15 protein-coding genes are annotated in these 22,594 nt (G+C 73.7%); 7 read left to right on the top strand and 8 right to left on the bottom strand.

Features of this window, described 5'->3' with window-relative positions; all coding sequences use genetic code 11:
- Positions 1-55: 55 nt before the first annotated feature.
- From pucD to AC07FT_RS06205, 3 genes are read right to left on the bottom strand one after another with little or no spacing between them, the layout of a single operon-like run.
- Positions 56-2,437, bottom strand: coding sequence for a xanthine dehydrogenase subunit D (gene pucD, locus AC07FT_RS06215; protein ID WP_479174366.1), 2,382 nt, complete (start codon positions 2,435-2,437; stop codon positions 56-58).
- 2 nt (positions 2,438-2,439) lie between these two features.
- Positions 2,440-3,012, bottom strand: a complete 573-nt coding sequence (locus AC07FT_RS06210) for a (2Fe-2S)-binding protein (protein ID WP_479174364.1) — start codon at positions 3,010-3,012, stop codon at positions 2,440-2,442.
- Entirely contained in the window at positions 3,003-3,893 is an 891-nt protein-coding gene (locus tag AC07FT_RS06205; protein WP_479174363.1) for an FAD binding domain-containing protein, read from the bottom strand. The genes AC07FT_RS06210 and AC07FT_RS06205 overlap by 10 nt, the downstream gene beginning before the upstream one ends.
- Before the next feature lie 239 nt (positions 3,894-4,132).
- Between AC07FT_RS06205 and AC07FT_RS06200 the strand changes: the two genes are divergently transcribed.
- Positions 4,133-5,884, top strand: a complete 1,752-nt coding sequence (locus tag AC07FT_RS06200) for a PucR family transcriptional regulator (RefSeq protein ID WP_479174361.1) — start codon at positions 4,133-4,135, stop codon at positions 5,882-5,884.
- A 236-nt stretch (positions 5,885-6,120) separates the two neighbouring features.
- Positions 6,121-6,972: a hypothetical protein gene (locus AC07FT_RS06195; RefSeq protein ID WP_479174359.1), complete on the top strand. Its 852-nt coding sequence runs from the start codon at positions 6,121-6,123 to the stop codon at positions 6,970-6,972.
- Positions 6,973-7,240: 268 nt separating this feature from the next.
- On the opposite strand, the gene AC07FT_RS06190 is transcribed toward AC07FT_RS06195, so the two are convergent.
- Complete coding sequence (locus AC07FT_RS06190) at positions 7,241-7,960, bottom strand: GntR family transcriptional regulator (RefSeq protein WP_479174530.1); 720 nt, start codon at positions 7,958-7,960, stop codon at positions 7,241-7,243.
- Positions 7,961-8,046: 86 nt separating this feature from the next.
- On the opposite strand from AC07FT_RS06190, the gene AC07FT_RS06185 reads away from it, so the two are divergent.
- Both AC07FT_RS06185 and AC07FT_RS06180 read left to right on the top strand, forming a co-directional pair.
- A complete protein-coding gene (locus AC07FT_RS06185) occupies positions 8,047-8,916 on the top strand; it encodes a (2Fe-2S)-binding protein (RefSeq protein ID WP_479174357.1) in 870 nt (289 codons plus the stop codon).
- 217 nt (positions 8,917-9,133) lie between these two features.
- Positions 9,134-10,303 (top strand): DUF2637 domain-containing protein, encoded by a 1,170-nt coding sequence (locus AC07FT_RS06180; protein WP_479174355.1) that lies wholly within the window; start codon positions 9,134-9,136, stop codon positions 10,301-10,303.
- Positions 10,304-10,446: 143 nt separating this feature from the next.
- Here the strand turns inward: AC07FT_RS06180 and AC07FT_RS06175 are convergent, their stop codons facing one another.
- Positions 10,447-10,953 (bottom strand): ATP-binding protein, encoded by a 507-nt coding sequence (locus tag AC07FT_RS06175; RefSeq protein WP_479174353.1) that lies wholly within the window; start codon positions 10,951-10,953, stop codon positions 10,447-10,449.
- Between the two features lie 150 nt (positions 10,954-11,103).
- On the opposite strand from AC07FT_RS06175, the gene AC07FT_RS06170 reads away from it, so the two are divergent.
- Entirely contained in the window at positions 11,104-14,271 is a 3,168-nt protein-coding gene (locus tag AC07FT_RS06170) for an alpha-mannosidase (protein ID WP_479174352.1), read from the top strand.
- Between the two features lie 375 nt (positions 14,272-14,646).
- On the top strand, positions 14,647-16,404 hold the full coding sequence (locus tag AC07FT_RS06165; RefSeq protein ID WP_479174350.1) for an RNA polymerase sigma factor: 1,758 nt from the start codon (positions 14,647-14,649) through the stop codon (positions 16,402-16,404).
- Positions 16,405-16,422: 18 nt separating this feature from the next.
- Here the strand turns inward: AC07FT_RS06165 and AC07FT_RS06160 are convergent, their stop codons facing one another.
- A complete protein-coding gene (locus AC07FT_RS06160; protein WP_479174348.1) occupies positions 16,423-18,165 on the bottom strand; it encodes a pyruvate dehydrogenase in 1,743 nt (580 codons plus the stop codon).
- Between the two features lie 74 nt (positions 18,166-18,239).
- On the bottom strand, positions 18,240-19,175 hold the full coding sequence (locus tag AC07FT_RS06155; RefSeq protein WP_479174347.1) for a protein phosphatase 2C domain-containing protein: 936 nt from the start codon (positions 19,173-19,175) through the stop codon (positions 18,240-18,242).
- A 1,199-nt stretch (positions 19,176-20,374) separates the two neighbouring features.
- On the opposite strand from AC07FT_RS06155, the gene AC07FT_RS06150 reads away from it, so the two are divergent.
- Positions 20,375-20,857 carry a DUF456 domain-containing protein gene (locus AC07FT_RS06150; protein ID WP_432038356.1) on the top strand — a complete coding sequence of 161 codons (483 nt, stop codon included), beginning with the start codon at positions 20,375-20,377 and terminating at the stop codon, positions 20,855-20,857.
- Positions 20,858-21,098: 241 nt separating this feature from the next.
- On the opposite strand, the gene AC07FT_RS06145 is transcribed toward AC07FT_RS06150, so the two are convergent.
- Positions 21,099-22,538, bottom strand: coding sequence for a dihydrolipoyl dehydrogenase family protein (locus tag AC07FT_RS06145; RefSeq protein WP_471193124.1), 1,440 nt, complete (start codon positions 22,536-22,538; stop codon positions 21,099-21,101).
- Between the last annotated feature and the right edge of the window lie 56 nt (positions 22,539-22,594).

The following is a 22,594-nucleotide window of genomic DNA, read 5'->3' as shown; positions in this document are numbered from 1 at the left end:
ATCCACGACCCGGGGGACGGCCCGGTCGGTGGTGAGGGGGGTGAGGAGGTGGTGCTCAGGTGCCCGTCAGATGCTCCGGCCTGATCGGGACCCGTTTCAGGGGGAGGCCGGTCGCCGCGCGGACGGCGGCCACGACGGCCGGGGTGGAGGAGAGGGTGGGCGCCTCGCCGACCCCGCGGAGCCCGTACGGGGCGTGGTCGTCGGCCAGTTCGAGGACGTCCACGGGGATGGTGGGGGTGTCCAGGATGGTGGGGATCAGATAGTCGGTGAACGAGGGGTTGCGGACCCGGGCGCCGTCGGAGACCACGATCTCCTCCATGACGGCGAGACCGAGCCCCTGGGTGGAGCCGCCCTGGATCTGGCCCACGACGGAGAGCGGGTTGAGCGCCTTCCCGACGTCCTGGGCGGCGGCCAGCTCGATCACCTTGACCAGGCCCAGTTCGGTGTCCACCTCGACCACCGCGCGATGGGCGCAGAAGGAGTACTGGACGTGGCCGAAGCCCTGGCCGGTCTCCAGGTCGAACGGTTCGGTGGGGCGGTGCCGGAACTCCAGCTCCAGTTCGATGGGTTCCTCGCCGACGATCTCGGCGAGATCGCCGATCACCTCACCGCCGTCGGTGACCACCTTGCCGCCCTCCAGCAGCAGTTCGGCGGTGGCCCAGGCGGGGTGGTAGGAGCCGGACCGCTCCCGCCCGCGCCGCAGCACCTCCTCGCGCACCGCCGCGCAGGTGTGCTTGACGGCGCCGCCGGTCATATAGGTCTGCCGGGAGGCGGAGGTGGAACCGGCCGAGCCCACCTGGGTGTCGGCGGGGTGGATGGTCACCTGGCTGACGCCCAGTTCGGTGCGGGCGATCTGGGCGTGCACGGTGACCCCGCCCTGGCCGACCTCGGCCATCGCGGTGTGCACCAGGGCCACCGGTTCGCCGTTGATCACTTCCAGCCGGATCCGGGCGGTGGAGTAGTCGTCGAACCCCTCGGAGAAGCCGACGTTCTTGATGCCGACCGCGTAGCCGACCCCGCGCACCACCCCTTCGCCGTGGGTGGTGTTGGACAGTCCGCCGGGCAGCGCGCGGACGTCGGTGGAGTCGTCGGCGGTCAGCCACTGGCGCTCGGGGGGCATCGGCAGCGCCTTGACCCGGCGCAGCAGTTCGGCGACCGGCGCGGGTGAGTCCACCAGCTGTCCGGTGGGCATCACCGCGCCCTGGGACATGGCGTTGCGCTGCCGGAACTCCACCGGGTCCATGCCCAGCTCCGCGGCCACGGCGTCCATCTGCGCCTCGTAGGCGAAGCACGCCTGGACGGCGCCGAAGCCGCGCATCGCGCCGCACGGCGGATTGTTGCTGTAGAGGGCGACGGCCTCGACGTCCACATGGTCGACGACGTAGGGGCCGATCGCCAGGGAGGCGGCATTGCCGACCACCGCCGGGGACGAGGAGGCGTACGCACCGCCGTCAAGGACGATGCGGCACTGTACGTAGAGCAGTTGACCGTCCCGGGTGGCGCCGTGCTCATAGGTGAGCTTGGCGGGATGCCGGTGGACATGGCCGAAGAACGACTCGTAGCGGTTGTAGACGATCTTCACGGGGCGGCCGGTGCGCAGCGCCAGCAGACACGCGTGCGCCTGCATGGACAGGTCCTCACGGGCGCCGAAGGCCCCGCCCACGCCCGACAGCGTCAGCCGCACCTTGTCGGCGGGGAGGCCGAGGACCGGTGCCAGCTGGTCGCGGTCCACGTGCAGCCACTGGGTGGCGATGTACAGGTCGACGCCGCCGTCCTCGGCCGGTACCGCGAGCCCCGACTCCGGCCCCAGGAACGCCTGGTCCTGCATGCCGACCTCGTAGTCGCGGCGCACCACCACATCGGCCCGGGTGCGGGCGGCGATGACATCGCCGCGCCGGACCGGCTGCCGGTGCACGATGTTGGGGTGCGGGACGTGGGCGGCGTGGTGGTCGTCGCGGTCCGGATGGAGCACGGGGGCGTCCGCCGCGGTGGCGGTGGCCTCGTCCACGACCGGCGGCAGCTCCGCGTACTCCACCTTGATCTTGGCGGCGGCGCGCCGGGCGGTCTCGGGGTGGTCGGCGGCCACGATGGCCACCGCCTCCCCGTGGTAGCGGACCCGGTCCCTGGCGAGCACGGGCTGGTCCTTGATCTCCAGCCCGTAGTGGGTGGCGGCCGGGAGGTCGTCATGCGTCATCACGGCGTGGACCCCGGGCACGGCCAGCGCCTCGGCGGTGTCGACGGACCGGATCTCGGCGTGGGCGTGGGGGCTGCGGAGGGTGAAGCCCCACAGCATGTCCTCGTGCCACAGGTCCGAGGAGTACGCGAACTCCCCGGTCACCTTCAGGGTGCCGTCGGGGCGCAGCGTGGACTCGCCGATGGCGCCCCTGGTGGTGGTGCTGGTCTGGGTGATCTTCCCGGGGGTGGGTCCGGCTCCCATGGTCAGCCCTCCTCCCCGGTGCGGGCGGCCGCCAGGCGGACCGCGTCGAGGATCTTCTCGTAGCCGGTGCAGCGGCACAGATTGCCGGACAGGGCCTCGCGGATGTCGGCGTCGGACGGCTCCGGGTTGCGCTCCAGCAACTCGTCCGCGGCGACCAGGAGTCCGGGGGTGCAGAAGCCGCACTGGACGGCACCGGCGTCGATGAACGCCTGCTGGACCGGGGCCAGCGGGGTACTGCCACCGGGGCCGGGCTGCCAGCGGCGGGCCTCGTCCAGCCCGGTGCCGGAGCCCTGCTCCGGGCGGCCGGGGGCGGTGGCACCGCGCCGCTCGGCGAACTCCGCCAGACCCTCGACGGTGACCACGTCGCGTCCCTCGGCCTGACCGGCGGCGACCAGACAGGCACAGACCGGGACATTGTCGAGGCGGACCGTACAGGACCCGCATTCGCCCTGCTCACAGGCGTTCTTGGCGCCCGGAAGACCCATCCGCTCCCGCAGCACGTACAGCAGCGACTCGCCCTCCCAGACGTCGTCGGCCTGCTGCGGCCGCCCGTTGACCGTGAAATTCACGCGCACTGTACGGTCCTCCCGTTCCCCTCGCGGTACGCCTGCCAGGTCCAGCCCAGCGTGCGGCGGGCCATCACCGACACCGCGTGGCGCCGGTAGGCCGCGCTGCCGCGGACGTCGTCGATCGGATTGCAGGCACCGGCGCACAGCTCGGCGAACTGCCGGGCGACCGACGGGGTGATGATGGCGCCGCTGTCCCAGAACCCGCCGTCGGCCAGCGCGGCGTTCAGGAAATCCTCCGCCGTCCGCGCCCTGATCGGCGTGGGCGCGGCGGAGCCGATACCGGTACGGACGGTCCGGGTGCGCGGGTGCAGCGCCACGGCGAACGCGCACACCGCGATGACCATGGCGTTACGGGTGCCGACCTTGGAGAACTGCTGCGGTCCTCCGGCCTTCTGGATGTGCACCGCCCGGATCAGCTCATCGGGCTCCAGGGCGTTGCGCTTGACCCCGGTGTAGAACTCCTCGACCGGGATCATCCGGGTGCCGCGCACCGACTCCACCTCGACCTCGGCCCCGGCGGCGAGCAGCGCGGGGTGGGAGTCACCGGCGGGCGAGGCGGCCCCGAGGTTGCCGCCGACCGTGCCGCGGTTGCGGATCTGCGGGGAGCCGACGGTGTGCGAGGCGAGCGCCAGACCCGGCAGCTCGGTCCGCAGCTCCTCGATGATGCGGGTGTAGGGGACACCGGCGCCCAGCCGGACCGTGCGCTCGCCGACCTCCCATTCGGTCAGCTCGGCGACGCGGTTCAGATCGAGCAGGACGTCGGGCCGGCGATGGTCGAAGTTGATCTCGACCATGACATCGGTGCCGCCCGCGATGGGCACGGCGGTGGGGTGCTCCGCCTTCGCGGCGAGCGCCTCCCGCCAGCCGGCGGGACGCAGAAAGTCCATCGGTCACTCTTCTCGGTTCGGCGGGGCGGGGGCGGGAGGACGGCGACCCGGCATCCCCCAAGAACTCTGCACGCGGCTTACCGCCAGTAGACCGAGGTGTGGGCCACCTGGTGCAGTCACCGAAGGCATGAAGCAGTTGGCTGGCCAGCGGGCTGGTCTTGTAGATTCGAACGAAGAGCGGGGAGTGGAAACCTCGCGGTATTCGACCGGTGACAAGAACAAGATCGGCTGGCACCACCATGCGGCTGCGCGCACTGCTGGAGACCGACCTCCTGGGCCTTCGTCTGCTCGGCGGTGAGGACGAGCTGGACCGCACCGTCCGCGGCGTCATGACCACCGACCTCAGGGACCCCAGCCGCTATCTGTCCGGCGGGGAGCTGGTGCTCACCGGGCTGGCCTGGCGGCGTGAGCCGGGCGACTCCGAGCGGTTCGTACGGATCCTGACCGCCGCCGGGGTGGCCGGGCTCGCGGCGGGTGAGGCGGAGCTCGGCGCGGTGCCCGAGGACCTGGTGGTGGCCTGCGCACAGCACCGGCTGCCGCTGTTCTCGGTGGTCGAGGACGTGTCGTTCGCGTCGATCACCGAGCATGTGGTGCGCCAGGTCTCCGGTGAGCGGGCCGGGGACCTCGCGGCGGTGGTGGAGCGGCACCGGCGGCTGATGACCGCGGGCCCCGCGGGTGGCGGCCCCGAGGTCGTCCTGGACCTGCTGGGCTCCGACCTCGATCTGCCCGCCTGGGTGCTGTCCTCCACCGGACGCCGGATCGCGGGCCCGAGCGCCCCCGGCCCCTCCCCCGAGCCGCCGTCGGCGATCCGGGCCGAGCTGGCGGGCGAACTGCTGGGGGCGCTGCGCACGGGGCGGCGCGGCCCGCAGCGGGTCACCGCCGCGAACGGCGCCGTCTACTCCCTCTTCCCCATCCGCGGCGGTGAGTCCGGGGACGTGCGCGACACCGTCCTGTCCGACTGGCTGCTGGTGGTCGCCGCGGACGCGGGCGACTGGCCGGAGGAGCGGCTCGACCTGCTGCGCGGGGTCACCCAGCTGATCGCGGTCGAGCGCGACCGCAGGGACGCGGCCCGCACCGTGCGGCGGCGGCTGGCCCAGGAGGTGCTGGAGCTGGTCCAGACCGGCGCCCCGCCCGCCGAGACCGCGGCCCGGCTGCGGGTGGCCGCCCCCGTGCTGCTCCCCGGCCTCGGCTCGGCGCCGCACTGGCAGGTGGTGGTGGCCCGGGTGGAGTGGGGGTTCACCGGGAACGGCGAGAACGGGCACAACGGGGAGACATCCCCGGCCGGGGCCACGGACGGCGGGATCCCCGGCGGGCCGGTCGCCCAGGCGCTGCTGGAGGAGATCCTGGTCGGCCCGGACGCGTCCGGGCCGGAGCTGTCGGACCGGATCGCCGTGGCGTACACCGGCGAGGAGGCGGTGGCGCTCGTACCGCTCCCGGCGGGCCCGGACTCCGCGGAGGGCGACGACGCCTCCGCGAACGGACCCGGGCTGGACGCCGGGCTGCACGCGGACACGCTGCTGGCCGCCGTACGCGAACCGCTCACCCGCGGTCTGGACGGTGACGGCCGGATCACCCTCGGGGTGAGCGCCGCCGTCCCCTCCGCCGACGGGCTGCGCGGCGCACTGGAGGAGGCCCGGCACGCCCGCCGGGTCGCGGCCGCCCGCCCCGGACGGGTCTGCGCCGCCGGTCACCAGGAGCTGGCCTCGCATGTCCTGCTGCTCCCCTTCGTCCCGGACGACGTCCGCCGTGCCTTCACCGCCCGGCTGCTCGATCCGCTGCGCGAGTACGACCGGCGTCATCGCGCCGAACTGATCCCGACGCTCGAGGCGTTCCTCGCCTGTGACGGGTCCTGGACGCGGTGCGCGGCGCGGCTGCACCTCCACGTCAACACCCTGCGCTACCGGGTCGGCCGGATAGAGCAGCTGACCGGGCGCGAACTGTCCCGGCTCGAGGACAAGCTGGACTTCTTCCTCGCGCTGCGCATGAGCTGACGGACGGACCGCGCGCCGGGGCTCCGGCACGGACCGGCCGCCGGCCGCCGGAAGTGAGCCGCCTCGCTCCCACGAGCCCCGTGCGCACCCCCGCGCCCCACCGATGCGCCTGGGAGCCACCGCCCCGGTCTGGGCTTTGTGAATTCGTTCACACCAACCCCTTGGCCGCGCCCTCGCATTCATGCTGAGATTCGCCTCACGGCTTCCGGCTCGATGGCGCGCTTGGGGAGGGCAATGTGGCGGACACCGCCATGTCACCACCTGGATCGTCAAATTCCGATTCCGCGGAACGTTCCGAGACACGTTCCGACGTTCCGGCGGGGCGCGGGGACGCCCCACTCGACACGGCGGTCTGGCGGCTGCGCTCGCGCGGTCTGTGGAAGGACGCCGCCGAACTGCTCACGCCCTATGCCGAGGCGGACGCCTCGGCCGCGCTCAAGCGCAGCGTCATCATGACCGAACGGTGTATGTACACCTCCGCCGGATGGGACGCGGCCGAGGACGCGCTGCGGGCCGCGGAGGCCCTGGCGCTCACCGACGCCGAGCGGGGCGCGACCGCCTGCGAGCGGGGCTACCTCGCCTACGCCTCCACCCTGCTGAGCGTCCGCGACCGGGCCGACGAGGCGCGTACCGCGCTCGGCCGCGCCGCGGCGCTGCTGGCGCCCGGCTCCCCGACCCGCCCGCTGCTGGACTTCCGCCGCGGGCTGATCTCCCAGCACCTCGCCCACAACCCGACCGGGGCCCAGGCCGCCTTCCAGCGCGCCCACGCGGGCGCGGAGGCCCACGGCGACACCCTGCTGACCTCGTCCACCTGGCGCCATCTGGCCGCCATGGCCGAGGAGGAGGGCAATCTCCCCGAGGCCCGGCACGGCTTCGCCGAATCACTGCGCATCCGGGAGGAGCTGGGCTACCTGGTGGGCATCGCCCCGGCTCTGGCGGCCCTGGCCGATGTGGAGCCGGACCCCGAGGAGGCCGAACGGATGCGCACCGAGGCGGGCCGTCTGGTGCGGCTGCTCGGTGGCGTCCCGGTGTGGCTGGCCGAGCAGTTAGGGCACACCGAACCACCTCTGGACGGCCGCGGCTCCTAGCGTCCGTCTTCACAGGGGACGTCCGGCCGCGGCCGGCGTCTGGTGCGGCAGCCCGCAAGGCGGAGGATCGCCCTCGTACTGGGCGTACTCGGGCGACTCCGACAACACGGCGAGGTGCCGTGCCAGGCGTCGGGAGCAGGGCGGACCCTTTGAAGACGGGCCCTCGCACACCACGGGGTCGGCGGCCCGGGTGCCGGGCGATCCGTGGGGGGCCGCCCGGCACCCCCACATCCACCGGGCCGGCCCGCCCGCTCGCGTCCGGGGCCGGTCAGGCCCCGCCGAAGTGTGCCCGGACCAGGGACTCCACGGTGCCCAGATCGCGGGCGGCCAGGGCGTCGAGCAGGGCGGTGTGCTCGGCGGCGTCCGCCAGCAGATCGGCCGTGCGGACCGGGCGGCCGCCGGCCCGGGGCCACTGGGCACGGCGGTGGAGCTCATCGGCGACGATCACCAATTGCTGGTTACCGGACAGGCTCAGCACGCTCTGGTGGAAGGTGCGGTCCGCCTCCAGATAGGCGGCCCGGTCACCCTTGGCCGCGGCCGCCGCCGTGGCCTCGGCGAAGGGCCGCAGCAGCGCCCAGCGCTCGGGCGCGATGGCCTGGGCCAGCCCCAGCACCACGGGGACCTCCAGCAGGGCGCGGACCTCGGCGAGCTCCGCCAGCTCCCGCGCACTGCGCCGGGCGACCCGGAAACCGCGGTTGGGGACGACCTCGACGGCACCCTCGCCCGCGAGCTGCTGCATGGCTTCGCGCACCGGGGTGGGAGAGACGCCGAAACGCTCCGCGAGGGCGGGGGCGGAGTAGACCTCGCCCGGGGTCAGCTCACCGCCGACCAGCGCGTCCCGCAGGGCGTCCAGGATCTGCCCGCGGACGGAGTGACGCCGGGGGAACCGGCGCGCCGCGGGCACACCGGACGGGGGCTGCGGCTCCGTGGCCGCCTCCGCTTTGGCCTGCTCCACTCGGCTCCTCCTGACATGCCATCGAAACGATATGCGGCCGCCGCGTGAGGTCAAACCCCGGGTAACATCAAGTAAGGTTAGGCTAACCTCGCTCAGCTTCCGCGAATCGGTGGTCCCGCATGTCCGTGCCCGCGCTCCACCCGGTCCATACCGCATCCGCAGACACCGGTCCCGTCGGCGTCCGGGCGGTGCTCGGCGCGTACGAGCGGCTGGCGGAGGTCCTCCCCTCCTGCACGGTCACGGTGCGCACCGGCCCGGTGCCGCCCACCGGCCGCGGCTGGACGCACGCGGCGGACCTCGCCGCGGGCGGCCCCGCGCTGGACTCCTTCCTCGCCTGGGACGAGGCGCAGGTGGAGCGGGACTACGGACCGGGGGCCCGCACGGACGTCATCGCCGGGTTCGGACTGCACCGCTACGCCTGGCACATCTGTCTGCTGTTCACCGTCCCATGGTTCCTGCGGCGCCGGGTGCCGCGGCTGCCGGTCGACCGGGTCTCGTACCACCGGACACGGGGCCGGATCGCGGTGCGCGCGGGCGAGTTCGCGTGCCTGACGGACGATCCGGCGGCGGCGCTGCCCGGCGCCCGGCCGGTCGCGGACGAGGAGGCGCTGCGCGCCGAGCTCCGCGCGGCCGTGGCCGAGCACCTCGGCCCGGTGCTGGACGGATTCCGGCCACGGATGCGCCGTGGCTCCCGCGCGCTGTGGCGGATGGCGGCGGACGAGATCACCGAAGGGCTGTGGCACGTCGGCGGACTGCTGGGGGAAGAGCCGCGCGCGGTGGCGGAGTTGACGGCGCTGCTGCCGGGCCCCGGTGACCTCTATCCGGCCGGGGCCGCGTTCCGCGAGCTGGCCGGGGCCGAGGGCGGTCCGGCCGTCACCCGGAACCGGGCCAGTTGCTGCCTCTTCTACACACTGCGGCCGGACGAGCCGTGTCTGACCTGTCCGCGCACCGCCGACGCGGACCGGATCGCCCGACGGGTGGCGAACTGAGGTACGGATTACGCGTGACCGGGTTCCGTGAATAGAATCAAGCGGCTTGCACAGAGCGAGCGTTCGAACCGTAACGCACCTATCCGCGTGTCCTCCCGCCCACTTGGCGGACTCTTGTCCGGAAACCGCTCGAAGCCGGTCCTGATTCCGTCAGTATGTCGCGCGTGTGGGCCGCACTGCGGCCAGGACTTCACGGAAGCGAGGCAAGGGGCACCGGATGAGACTGACCGACATATCGCTGGGCTGGGCCCTGCCCGTTCTCGTGGCACTCCTCGGTGTCGTCGGGGCGGTGGTGATCCTCGCCCGCGGCCGCAGCGAGAAGAAGTCCGACAGCGGTCCCGTGGACTCCTGGGAGCGCAGCGAGGAGCGGCGCCGGAGGAAGGAGGCCATCTACGGGATGGCCTCGTATGTACTGCTGTTCTGCTGCGCCGGAGTGGCCGCCGCGCTCTCCTTCCAGGGCCTGGTCGGCTTCGGCCGGGAGAACCTGGCGCTCACCGGCGGCTGGGAGTACCTGGTCCCGTTCGGCCTCGACGGCGCCGCCATGTTCTGCTCGGTGCTCGCGGTGCGCGAGGCCAGCCACGGTGACGCGGCGCTCGGCTCCCGGCTGCTGGTGTGGATGTTCGCGGGTGCCGCCGCCTGGTTCAACTGGGTGCACGCGCCGCGCGGTATGGGCCACGCGGGCGCCCCGCAGTTCTTCGCGGGCATGTCGCTGTCGGCCGCGGTCCTGTTCGACCGCGCGCTCAAGCAGACCCGCCGCTCGGCATTGCGCGAACAGGGCCTGGTGCCGCGGCCGCTGCCGCAGATCCGCATCGTCCGCTGGCTGCGCGCTCCCCGTGAGACCTTCGCCGCCTGGTCGCTGATGCTGCTGGAGGGTGTGCGGACGCTGGACGAGGCGGTCGAGGAGGTCCGTGAGGACCGCCGCGAGAAGGAGAACAACCGCAAGCGCCAGCGGGAACAGGAGCGGCTGGACCGGGCGCGGATCCGCGCGCTCAACCGGCAGCACCGGGCGTGGGGCCGCCGCGGTGGCCGTCAGGTCGACGTCGCCGTCACCACCGACCGTCCCGCGCAGCTGAGTTCGGAGCCTGCCATAGGGGAGAAGGTGCTGGAACCGGCCGGCGGCGCCGAGCCCTCCCGGCTGTCCGGGTCCGCCACCCGTCCCGCCCTCCGGTCCACGACCACCGCTGACAGCGACAGCGGGGACTGGAACCGTGACCGGGATTTCAGCTTCGGCTTCGGTGACCCTGACGCGGCCTTGGACAAGGACAAGGACGCCGAAGCCGACCGTTCCCGCACCGTCGACCTCACCGCCGAGGACGACACCCTGACCCTCCCCCGGCTGGACTCGCTGGAGGAGAAGCTGGCGCAGATCGAGCGCGCCTTCGGCTGAACACCGACACCGACGGGCGGTCGCGTCGGCGGGGCACTCCTCCGCCGTCGCCCGCCCGTCGTCGCTTTCCCGGGCTTTCCCAGGCGTTCCCCACCGTTCCGCACCGTTCCGCGGCCGTCCGCCCGGCGCCGGGTCCGCGGGGGTCACTCCACGAGGCCGTCGGCCTCCAGCTCGAACCACAGCGCCTTGCCCACCCCATGGGTGCGTACGCCCCACGCGTCCGCGAGCGAGTGGACCAGCAGCAGCCCGCGCCCGGAGGTGGCGTCCTCGGGAGGCCGGGCCCGCAGCACCGGATGGCGCGCGTCGAAATCCCGCACCTCCACCCGTAATCGGCCTGCCGCCTGCGCACCGGGCCCCTCCCCCAGGGTGGCCGAGACCTGGGCGCCGCGGCCGGTGTGCACCAGCGCGTTGGTCACCAGCTCGCTGATGAGCAGCTCGGCGAGATCGGCCCGGCCCGGTCCGCCCCAGTGCCGCAGCATCAGCCTCAGCTCCGCCCGCACCTGAGCCACCGCGGCCAGTTCGTCCCGCGCCAACCGTTTGCTGAGGACCGGGCCCCGCTCCACCTGGACAGCCTCCGCAGCCTTCGTCCTCGGATCCGGATCCGGACGGCCGACCGGCACCCGGCCCGGCCGTACACACTGACGCTTCATCCTCCCCCGCCCCGGCCGCCCGCCCCGGGCGGGCGGCCGCGTCGCATGCCGTCGAACACGCTCACGGGAATGCATGCCCGCGTGTTGCCGCCCACACACCGAGGGAACTGTTGGGAGTGATCCGCCCCGCGCAGAGCCCGAGGAGCCGAGATGCACGACGACCGACTGTTGGTGGAAGGACGCCTGGACCGGGCGCTGAACCAGTTCATCCGGCCCGCCCAGTATCCGGAGCGGGTACCGCTGGCCCTGTTCGCCTGGCGGGCACCGGGGGAACCGGTGCCGGTCGGCGAGGCGCTGGAGGCCGCGTACGAACGGTTCGAGACCGGCACCGACTGGGGCAGCCCCTGGTCGACCTGGTGGTTCCGGCTGGAGGGGGCGGTCCCCGCGGAATGGGCCGGCCGCCGGGTCGAAGCCGTGATCGACCCCGGTTTCAGCGGTGACGGCCCCGGGTTCCAGGCCGAGGGGCTGGTGTACGACGCCCACGGGGTGCCGCTGAAGGGCATCCACCCGCGCAACCGCCACATCCCGGTCGCGGCCCCGGCCGAGGGCGGTGAACCGGTGCGGCTGCTGCTGGAGGCGGCCGCCAACCCGGCCGTTCTGCGCGACGGTTTCGTGCCCACGGCACTGGGCGACGTCCTGACCGCCGGGGACCGTCCGCTGTACCGCTTCGCCTCGGCCGACCTCGCCGTGCTGGACGAGAACGTCTGGCACCTGGTGCTGGACATCGAGGTGCTCTCGGAGCTGATGCGCGAACTCCCCGCGGACCGGCCGCGCCGCCATGAGATCCTGCGCGCGCTGGAGAACGCGCTGGACGCCCTCGATCTGCACGACGTACCGGGCACCGCGGCAGCCGCCCGCGCCGAACTGGCCGACGCGCTCAGCCGTCCCGCGCACGCCAGCGCCCACCGGGTCTCGGCCACCGGACACGCCCATATCGACTCGGCGTGGCTGTGGCCGCTGCGCGAGACCGTGCGCAAGGCGTCCCGCACCTTCGCCAATGTCACCGCGCTCGCGGGCGACTACCCCGAGCTGGTCTTCGCCTGTTCCCAGGCGCAGCAGTACGCATGGGTCAAGGAGCACCAGCCGCAGATCTGGGAGCGCATCAAGAAGGCGGTGGCGGACGGCAACTGGGCGCCGGTCGGCTCGATGTGGGTGGAGTCGGACGCCAATATGCCCGGCGGGGAGGCGCTGGCCCGGCAGATCGTGCACGGCAAGCGGTTCTTCCTGGAGGAGCTGGGGGTGGAGACCGAGGAGATCTGGCTGCCGGACTCCTTCGGCTACACGGCCGCCTTCCCGCAGCTGGCGAAGCTGGCGGGGGTCAAGTGGTTCCTCACCCAGAAGCTGTCGTGGAACCAGACCAACAAGATGCCGCACCACACCTTCTGGTGGGAGGGCATCGACGGCACCCGGGTCTTCACCCACTTCCCGCCGGTGGACACCTACAACGCCCAGTTCCACGCGGGCGAACTGGCGCACGCCGAGCGCAACTTCGCCGACAAGGGCCTCGCCACCCGCTCCCTGGTGCCGTTCGGCTGGGGCGACGGCGGTGGCGGGCCCACCCGCGAGATGCTGGAGAAGGCGCGGCGGCTGGGCTCGCTGGAGGGTTCGCCCCGGGTGGAGATCCACAAGCCGTCGGTGTTCTTCACCGAGGCCGAGCGGGAGTACGGAGCCAAGGCCCCGGTGTGGTCCGGGGAGCTGTACCTGGAACTGCACCGGGCCACGTACACCACACAGGCCAAGACCAAGCAGGGCAACCGGCGCGGTGAACACCTGCTGCGCGAGGCGGAGTTGTGGGCCACCACGGCCGCGCTGCACGCCCCCGGCTACGCCTATCCGTACGACGACCTGGACCGGATCTGGAAGACGGTGCTGCTGCACCAGTTCCACGACATCCTGCCGGGCTCGTCGATCGCCTGGGTGCACCGCGAGGCCCGGGAGACCTATGAGCGGGTCTTCGCGGAGCTGGAGGGGATCGTCGCCACGGCGGTGGCGGCGCTGGGCGGCGGCGGCCCCGCGGTGCTCAACGCCTCGCCGTACGAACGCGAGGAGGTGGCCGTGGTGGACGCGCGGACCGCTTCGGCACTCCCGCCGGAGACCCCCTCCCAGGCGCTGGGCGGGGGGCGGACGGCGGTGCCGGTGCGGGTGGCCGGGCTGGGCGTCGCGGCGCTCCCGGCCGCCGCCACCCCGGGCGAGCCCGGGGTGACCGCGCTGAGCGACGGCCACAGCATCGTGCTCGACAACGACCGGCTGCGGGTGACCATCGACGCCGACGGGCTGCTGACGTCCGTACTGGACCTGGACGCGGGCCGTGAGGTGCTGGCGCCCGGCGCCCGTGGCAACCTCCTCCAGCTCCACCCCGACCACCCCAACCAGTGGGACGCCTGGGACATCGACCGGCACTACCGCCGCACCCGCACCGACCTCACCGACGCCGAGCACGTCGAGCTGACCGAGTCCGGACCGCTGCGGGCCACGGTGCGCGTGGTGCGCTCCTTCGGCGCCTCACGGGTGGTCCAGGACCTCACCCTGGCCGCGGGCAGCCGCCGTCTCGACATCGCCACCGAGGTGGACTGGCAGGAGTCGGAGAAGGTACTCAAGGCCGCGTTCCCGCTGGATGTGCACGCCCGGGTGTCCACCGCGGAGATCCAGTTCGGCCATGTGGACCGCGCGACCCACACCAACACCGGCTGGGACGCGGCCCGTTTCGAGATCTGTGCCCACCGCTGGCTGCGGGTGGCCGAGCCCGGGTACGGGGCGGCGCTGCTCAACGACTCGACGTACGGCCACGATGTGACCCGCACCGCGCACCGGGTGCCGGACGGGGAGGAGGGCGAGGCGGCGGACGGTGACGGGCAGGAGGTGCTGGGCACGACCGTACGGCTGACGCTGCTGCGCAGCCCCCACAGCCCGGACCCGGAGACCGACCTCGGCACCCACCGGTTCCGCTACGCCCTGCTGCCGGGCGCGGACGTGGGGGACGCGGTGGCCGGGGGGCTGGCGCTCAACCTGCCGCTGCGCCCGCTGCCCTCCGGTCCCGCGGCGCTGGCGCCGCTGGTCTCGGTGGACAACCCGGCGATCACGGTGGAGTCGGTCAAACTGGCCGAGGACCGCAGCGGCGATGTGGTGGTGCGGCTGTACGAGTCGCACGGCGGCCGGGCGGCGGGCACGCTGGTCACCGGGTTCCCGGTGACCCGGGCGGAGGTGACCGATCTGCTGGAGCGGCCGCTGCGGCCCGCCGCGGCCGGTGCCGCCGGGCTGAGTCTGGCCCTGCGTCCGCACCAGATCCTCACCCTGCGGCTGCGGCCGGTGTCCGGGTAAGGCTCCGCAGCGGGGGGAGCCGCCCAGACGGTCGATCTCCCCCACATCGGCCGAATACCTGTCTTGCCCTTTCATCTCACGCTATGTTCCTCGTCGTCGGCGGCGCGCCGTTCGGCGACGGGGACGGTGGGACACCGGTGCCCCGCGCGCCGGTGGCACGCGCGACACCGTCCGTGACCCGGCGTGTGAAGTGACGCGTCCGGTACAGCCGTGGCAGCTCCGGTGCGCGCCGGAGCACCAGCCCCACCGCGGCGGGGAGCGCCGCGACCGGGGCGGCGAGGCGACGGACGTTCATGTTCCTCCCATGGCTGGCGCCGTGTGGAGGGTTGGGGCGAGAGGGCGCGGAATCTCCCCCGAAAAGTGGGGGAGGACGTTGTGGAGCACACCGGAGCCACGGACCGGGCGAGCGACGCGGAGCTGGTGCGGGCCTTCCTGGAGGCGCGCGGAACCGCCGCCCGGGAGGCCGCGTTCACCCGGATCCACGAACGGCACGCGGACGCCGTGCTGTACCGGTGCGCGTCGCTGCTGCCCGACGATCCGGACGCCGCCGAGTCGGCCGCCGCGGCGGCCCTCACCGCGGCGTACCACGATCTGAACGCGGGGCGGCCGCCACGGGAGCCGCACAAGCTGCGCGCCTGGCTGTACGGCATCGCCCGGCACCGCTGCTCCGAGGAGCTGCGTCGCCGCGGCCCGGCCGGCCCCGGGTTACCGGCGGAGGTGGCGGACGACACCTGGGAGTCGGTGAGCCGGGCGCGGCTCGCCGAGGTCGACCGCATCCTGGACGTGGTCGCCGCCAGTTTCACCGAGCCCCAGCGGCGGATCTTCCAGCTCAGCACCCGTCAGCACCTCCGCGGCAAGGCCCTGGCCGCGGCCCTCGGCGTCAGCGAGAAGGAGGCCAACGACGACACCTGGGAGAACAAACAGCGGCTGACCAAGGGGTTCGGCGCCTATGTACTGGCCAAGGACGGCAGACCGCACTGTCCCGAACTGGCCCGGCTGCTGGATCAGGCCGCCTGGGACGGCGAGAACTTCACCAAGGTGCTGCGCCTGCGCATCCTGCGCCATATGGACACCTGCAAGACCTGCGACGACTGTGCCGTCTGCCGTGCGACGAAGACCCGGCTGATCCGCCCCTACGCGCCCGTCCTGCTGCCGGTGGCCGCCGGAATGGCCCTGCGCGACCGCGTCGAGACCCGGATCCGCACCGCCAACGCCTCCGCCTCCCTCCCCTCGGACAGCCCGCTCCCGCCACCTCCCCCGGGCCCGCCGCCGAGTGGCGCACCAGGTGCCGCGCGGCGGTCGCGAACACTCCGCATCGGCGCCGCGGCCGTCGCCGCCACCGTGGGCGTCGTCGCGCTGCTCGCGCTGCGGGCCTGGTCCACCGGTGACGACGCGCCACCGGCCCGCGCCCAGGACCGGGTGGCCGCCTCCGTCACCCGGGCGATGACCGGCAAGAGGCTCGTGACCTTCGATATCAAGGCCCGCAACCTCAGCGACCCCGCGCAGTTCAACGGGAGCGGCCGTATCGACATGTCGGCCGACGGCACCGTGTCCGCGGCGACGCATGTGCTCTACGAACCCGGTGAGGACCCGTGGTTCCCGCCCGATGTGGTGGTGATCGGCGACCGCGCCTGGATCACCCCCGACAACACCCCGGCCGAGACCGGCCCTTCGGCCTACGGGCCCACGACCGTCGTCGACCGGGCGTCCGCCAGCCAGGACACCCAGGTCGGCAACGCCCTCCAGACCCGCTGGATCGCCTCGCCCGCGAATATCGCGCAACTGCTGGGCCGGGCACGCGACTTCCGGGAGCGGGAGACCGCCGGAACCCGTGTGCTGACCGGCCGGGCCCCGCTGAGCGCCCTCGCCGACGACCCGGCCGGGGGCTTCTTCTACCGGCCCTACCTCACCAAGGCGCCCGCGGACGCCACGGTCACCTTCACCCTCACCACCGACCGCTCCTACCTCCCCGTGGAGATGACCTTCGACATCCCGGTCCGGCACACCGGCTACCTGGCGAGGTACGACCACGATCCGTTCACGGTCGGCTATCGCGACTGGGCCGAGGGCAGGCCCATCACCCGGCCCGCCGGGGAGCCGCCGACACCGCAGTGGGGGGAGCGTCCCGCCTAGGCCATGCCGTACGGGCGGTCAGGGACGCGGCACGTTGCGCAGATTGGAGCGGGCCATCTGCACCATCCTGCCGACGCCGCCGTCCAGCACCATCTTGCTGGCGGACAGCGCGAACCCGGTCACCATCTCGGCCCTGATCTTCGGCGGGATGGACAGCGCGTTGGGGTCGGTCACCACGTCCACGAGCGCGGGCCCCTTGTGCCGCAGGACGTCGCGCAGCGCCGACCGCAGGTGCTTGGGCTTCTCCACCCGCACGGCGTGGACCCCGGCCGCCTCGGCGAGGGCGGCGAAGTCGGGGTTGTGGTTGCCGGTGCCGTAGGCGGGCAGCCCCGACACCAGCATCTCCAGCTCGACCATGCCCAGCGAGGAGTTGTTGAACAGGACCACCTTCACCGGCAGGTCGTACTGGACGAGGGTGAGGAAGTCGCCCATCAGCATGGTGAATCCGCCGTCCCCGGACATCGACACCACCTGGCGGCGGCGGTCCAGGAACTGGGCGCCGATGGCCTGCGGCAGCGCGTTGGCCATCGAGCCGTGGGTGAACGAACCGATCACCCGGCGGCGGCCGTTGGGAGTGAGGTAACGGGCCGCCCAGACGTTGCACATCCCGGTGTCGACGGTGAAGACCGCGTCGTCCGCGGCCTCCTCGTCCAGCACCGAGGCCACGTACTCCGGGTGGATCGGGACGTGCTTCTCGACCTTGCGGGTGTACGCCCGGACCACGCCCTCCAGCGCCTCCGCGTGCTTCTTCAGCATCCGCTCCAGGAAGCGGCTGTCCGTCTTGGGACGTACCTTCGGCGTCAGACAGCGCAGTGTCTCGCGGACGTCGCCCCACACCGCGAGGTCCAGTTTGGAGCGGCGGCCCAGGTGTTCGGGGCGTACATCGACCTGCACGGTGGTCACATCGTCCGGGAGGAAGGCGCCGTAGGGGAAGTCGGTGCCCAGCAGCATCAGCAGATCGCATTCGTGGGTGGCCTCGTAGGCCGCGCCGTAGCCGAGCAGTCCGCTCATGCCCACGTCGAAGGGGTTCTGGTACTGAATCCACTCCTTGCCGCGCAGGGCGTGGCCCACCGGCGCCTTCACCCGTTCGGCGAACTCCATCACCTCGTCATGCGCCCCGGCGGTGCCGCTGCCGCAGAAGAGCGTGATCCGGTCCGCCGCGTCCACCATGCGCGCCAGCTCGTCGATCTCCGCGTCGCCGGGCCGTACCGTGGGCCGCGAGGTGACCAGGGCGTGTTCCTCGGCACGCTCGGGGGCCGGACGGGCGGCGATGTCACCGGGCAGGGTGACCACACTGACCCCGCCGCGGCCGATCGCGTGCTGGACGGCGGTCTGCAGGACCCGCGGCATCTGCTGGGGGCTGGAGATCAGCTCGCAGTAGTGGCTGCACTCGCGGAACAGCTGGTCCGGATGGGTCTCCTGGAAGTAGCCGGTACCGATCTCACTGCTGGGGATGTGGGAGGCGAGGGCCAGTACCGGTGCCATCGAGCGGTGGGCGTCATAGAGGCCGTTGATCAGGTGGAGGTTTCCGGGGCCGCAGGAGCCCGCGCAGGCGGCGAGGGTTCCGGTGAGCTGCGCCTCGGCGCCCGCGGCGAAGGCGGCGGTCTCCTCGTGGCGCACCTGGATCCAGTCGATGGCGGCGTTGCGGCGGACCGCGTCCACCACGGGGTTGAGGCTGTCGCCGACCACCCCGTACAGCCGTCGCACCCCGGCGCGGACCAGGATGTCCACGCATTGCTCCGCCACCGTCTGCTTGGCCATCGCGCGCCTCATCCCTTCCGTCCCGGGCCGCCGGGGTCCGTCCGCCCCCGTCCATCAACCCACGGACGACGCGCTCACGCCTCCCAGACGGCCACCGCCGTACGGTCGTCGGCGTAGCCCTTCACCCGTGTCTGGGCATCGGCGAGATAGGCGGCGAGCCCCGGCGGCTCCGGCCCTGCCCAGCGTTCGGCCAAGTGGTCGGCGAGCGCCGCCTCGCCGCGCAGGGGTCCGGCGAGGCCCTCACCGCAGAGCAGCAGGGTGTCGCCCGGACGGGCGACGGAGGCGCGGAAGAGGAACGGTCCGCCGACGGGGGTGCCGGGCGTGATGTCGTGGGCGGATGCCGGGTCCTGCGGGGACGTGGCCGGGATGTCCGGCTCCGGGGGCGGCGCCTGGAGCGGGCCGCTCATGGTGTCCGGCTCCCCCGGCACGGGCTCCAGGTCCTGCCAGCCGCCCGCGCGCAGCCGGAACGCCCCTCCCCCGCCGACACCGAAGAACACCCGGGTGCGGCAGGCCGGATGGGCGGGCAGCAGCAGACAGCGCACCGAGGCGGTGTACTCGGCCGGGTCCAGGCCGAGCGTGGTGGCGCGGGCGCGCAGCCTGCCGTAGCCGCGCGCGGTCAGCCGGTGCAGCCCGGACTTGAGGGCGCCGCGGTCGGCGGTGTGCAGATCGTCGGCCAGCCGGACGCGGCTGCGGCCGACCGCGCCGCCGATCCACTCGCACATCTCGCGCGCGGCGTGCTGTGACCGGGGCGCCGCGCGCACCCCACCGGCCACGACGACCAGCACCAGGGCGCTGTCGCCGGTCCCGAACCGCGCCGTCAGCAGCGCGTCCCGGCGGGGCTCCCCGCGGTAGCGGGCCGAATCGCCGCGCAACGAGGCGGCGCGGAGGGTGAACGTGCCGTAGCGGGCGCCGTCCAGCACGGTGTCGGGCACCAGCTCGCCGAGCTCCTCGGGATCGGCGACGGGCAGGGTCGTCGGCTCGCCCTCGTAGGTCGGCGGCCCGCTCCCCACGAACCCGACCTCAGCCGCCCGCCACGGCCGCGCCGCGGTCCCGCCCGGCGGGCGACCCGACGACCGGGCAGCGGACGCCCGCGGCGAGGCGGTACCGGTGCCGTGGGCCCCGGCGGGGGCGGAAGCGCCCGGACGGGGCCATGCGGCACCCGGACCGCGGCCCGCCGCGCCCGAGTCGCTCCGGGCGGAGGCATTCCGGCCGCCGGAGCCTGTCCCGCCGCTACGGGCGGACGGGTCCCGGCCCGGCGGCTCGGATGTGGACCCCGGACCACCGTTGCGGATGGACGAGGCGGAACCGGAGAGACCGGCAGCACCTCGGCCGTCAGGAGCGGCGGAGGGCCCGTCAGACGCGCCCGGATCCGGCCGGGCGGCAGAGTCCGGACTGCCGCTATCGGCCGACGGGGCCGGGGCGGCCCCCTTGGCAGAGCCTTGGCCTTCGCGGGCCGCGGAGTCTCGGCCAGCAGGGGCATGCCCGTGCGGCGCGGAGCCGGGACCCCTGCCTCGAGCTGACGGGGCCAGGTCGGACCGCCCGGAAGTCCGTCGGCCGTCGGGGGCAGAGCCCTGGCCGCGCCGGGCGGCGGAGTCCGGAGTGCCGCTGCCGGCGGACAAGCCCGGGCCAGGCGGCTCGGAGACGTCTCGGTCCGGCCGAGCGGAAGCGTCCCCGCCGGTGGCAGCGGGACGGCCGGGCGTGGATCCCGGATCACCGTTGCGGGCGGACCGGTCCGGGGCGGGCCGAGCGGCGGTATCCCGGTCGTCGCGGGCGACGGAGTCCGCAGTGTCGCTGGGGGCGGACGCGGCCGGGGCGGGGTCGGGGGGCGGTGCGGCGCCGGGGCCTTCACCGCGGGGAGATCGCCACCCCTGCGGGCCACCTCCCTCGGCGGCGTCCGGCCCCGGTGCGGCACCGCCCCGCTCCTCCCGCGACCCCCACGGAGCCCCCGCGGCGGGCCGCGTCCCGGTGCCGCCGGGGCGGCAGCCGAGTGTGCGGGCGGCCGAGTCGAACCGGTCGTCGACGGAGTCCGTCGCCGCGGCGGGTCCCGCGTCGGCCCGACGCGGGTCGTACAACTCGCCCCACCAGTCGTCCTCGTGACCGCGCTTGTCCCCCTGCTGGCTCATCCCCACATTGTCCACAGCAAGGCTTCACGGCAACACCATGCCGCTGCCCGTGGGCGTTCGGCCGTCGCGTCCGGCAGCCTGGTGACATGGCGACGTGGCAGCTGGTCCTGTGCGGCCTGGTCATGCTGCTGGGCCTGGTCGGCGTGGTCGTACCGGGACTGCCCGGCCCGGTCATCGTGTGGGCCGCGGCGCTGTGGTGGTCACTCACCGAGAAGACCGGCCCGGCCTGGGCCTTTCTGGCCGGGGCCACCGCGCTGCTGCTGCTCGAGCAGGCCGTGAAATGGCTGCTGCCCGCCCGCCGGATGCGCGGGGCGGGCATCACCCGGAGGACGTTCCTGCTGGCCGGGATCGCGGGCATCGTCGGCTTCTTCGTACTCCCGGTTATCGGCGCGCCCATCGGCTTCGTGGCCGGGATCTACGGCGCGGAGCGACACCGGCTGGGCGGACACGGGGAGGCATGGGTGTCGACGCGGACGGTGATGCGGGCGATCGGCACCAGCGTGCTGGTCGAGCTGTTCGCGTGCCTGCTGGTCGCGGGCGGCTGGCTGGCGATGGTCGTCGTGCACTGACCCGCCAGGGCCGCCGAGGGCACCGCGGGGAACGGCCGGGGGCGCACCGGAGTGAAGCCGGGCGCCCCCGCGCGCCCCATATGGTGCGGTGAGAACCACCAGCCCCCACCGCACCACTGCGCCACCAGGCCACAGCCATGTCGCATCAGCCACGGGTAGCGGGGCGCCGAAGTTGCGGTCGACCGCACGGCGCCGGACCGGCCTCACAGCGGGCCGGCGGGGCGAACCCCGGCCGACGCGGCTAGCCGCGATACGCCTCGAGCAGCCGCAGCCAGATCTCGCTCATCGTCGGGAACGACGGAACCGCGTGCCACAGCCGTTCCACCGGGACCTCGCCCGCCACCGCCACCGTGGCCGAGTGCACCAGCTCCCCCACGCCCGGGCCCACGAAGGTGACGCCGATGAGATGGCCCCGGTCCAGGTCCACGATCATCCGCGCCCGGCCCCGGTAGCCGTCCGCGTAGAGGGCCGCGCCCGACACCTGGCCCATGTCGTAGTCGACGACCCGGACGCTGCGCCCCTGCGCCTCGGCCTCGGCCGCGGTCAGCCCGACCGCGCCGACCTCGGGGTCGGTGAAGACCACCTGCGGTACGGCCGCGGTGTCCGCGGTCGCCGCGTGCGCGCCCCAGCGGTCGGTCTCCAGCAGCGGAACGCCCTGCGCCCGTGCGCCGATCGCCGCGCCCGCGATCCTGGCCTGGTACTTGCCCTGGTGGGTGAGGAGCGCACGGTGGTTCACATCGCCCACGGCGTACAGCCAGCCGCCGGGCACATCGCGCACCCGGAGGGTGTCGTCCACGTCCAGCCAGCTGCCGGGCCGCAGCCCGATGGTCTCCAGGCCCACGTCGTCGGTGCGCGGCGCCCGGCCGGTGGCGAACAGCACCTCGTCCGCCTCGACGCTCTCGCCGCCCTCGAGGGTGAGCGTGACCGGCCCGTCCGTACCGTCGCGCCGTACGCCCGTCACCGACGTACCAGTGCGGATCTTCACCCCGGCCTCGGTCAGCGCCTCTGCCACCTGCTCGCCCGCGAACGGCTCCATCCGCTCCAGCAGCCCGGTGCCGCGGATCAGCAGGGTCACCTCGGAGCCGAAGGCGTTCCACGCGGTGGCCATCTCGACGGCCACCACCCCGCCGCCCACCACGGCCAGCCGCCGCGGCACCGTGGACGAGCTCGTCGCCTCACGGCTGGTCCAGGGGCGGGCCTCGGCGAGTCCGGGGATGTCCGGCAGGGCGGCCCTGCTGCCGGTGCACAGGCCGACCGCGTGCCGCGCGGTGACGACGCGCCGCTGCCCGTCCGGGCCGGTGACCGTGACCTGGCGCGGACCGGTCAGCCTCCCGTGGCCGCGGAGCAGGTCGATGCCGGCCGAGTCCAGCCAGCCGATCTGGCCGTCGTCCTTCCAGTCGGAGACGAAGTAGTCACGGTGGGCGAAGACCGCGGCGTCGTCCAGCGGACCGCCCACCGCCTGGCGCAGCCCGGGCGCGCGGCGCGCGTCGGCGCGGGCGATGACCGGGCGCAGCAGCGCCTTGCTGGGGATGCAGGCCCAGTACGAGCATTCGCCGCCGACCAGTTCGCTCTCCACGATGGCCGTGGAGAGCCCGGCGGCGCGGCTGCGGTCCGCCAGGTTCTCGCCGACCGGGCCCGCGCCCAGGACCACGACGTCGTACTCGTCCATGGCGTCGTTCATCGCAACCCGCTCTCTGCCGGATCCGGCGGTGTGATCGACCGTGTGGCACCCCGCAC

Source organism: Streptomyces sp. NPDC045899 (assembly GCF_056431485.1).
Note: the sequence above shows the minus strand (reverse complement) of the source record. Positions and strands in the feature narration are given on the sequence as shown.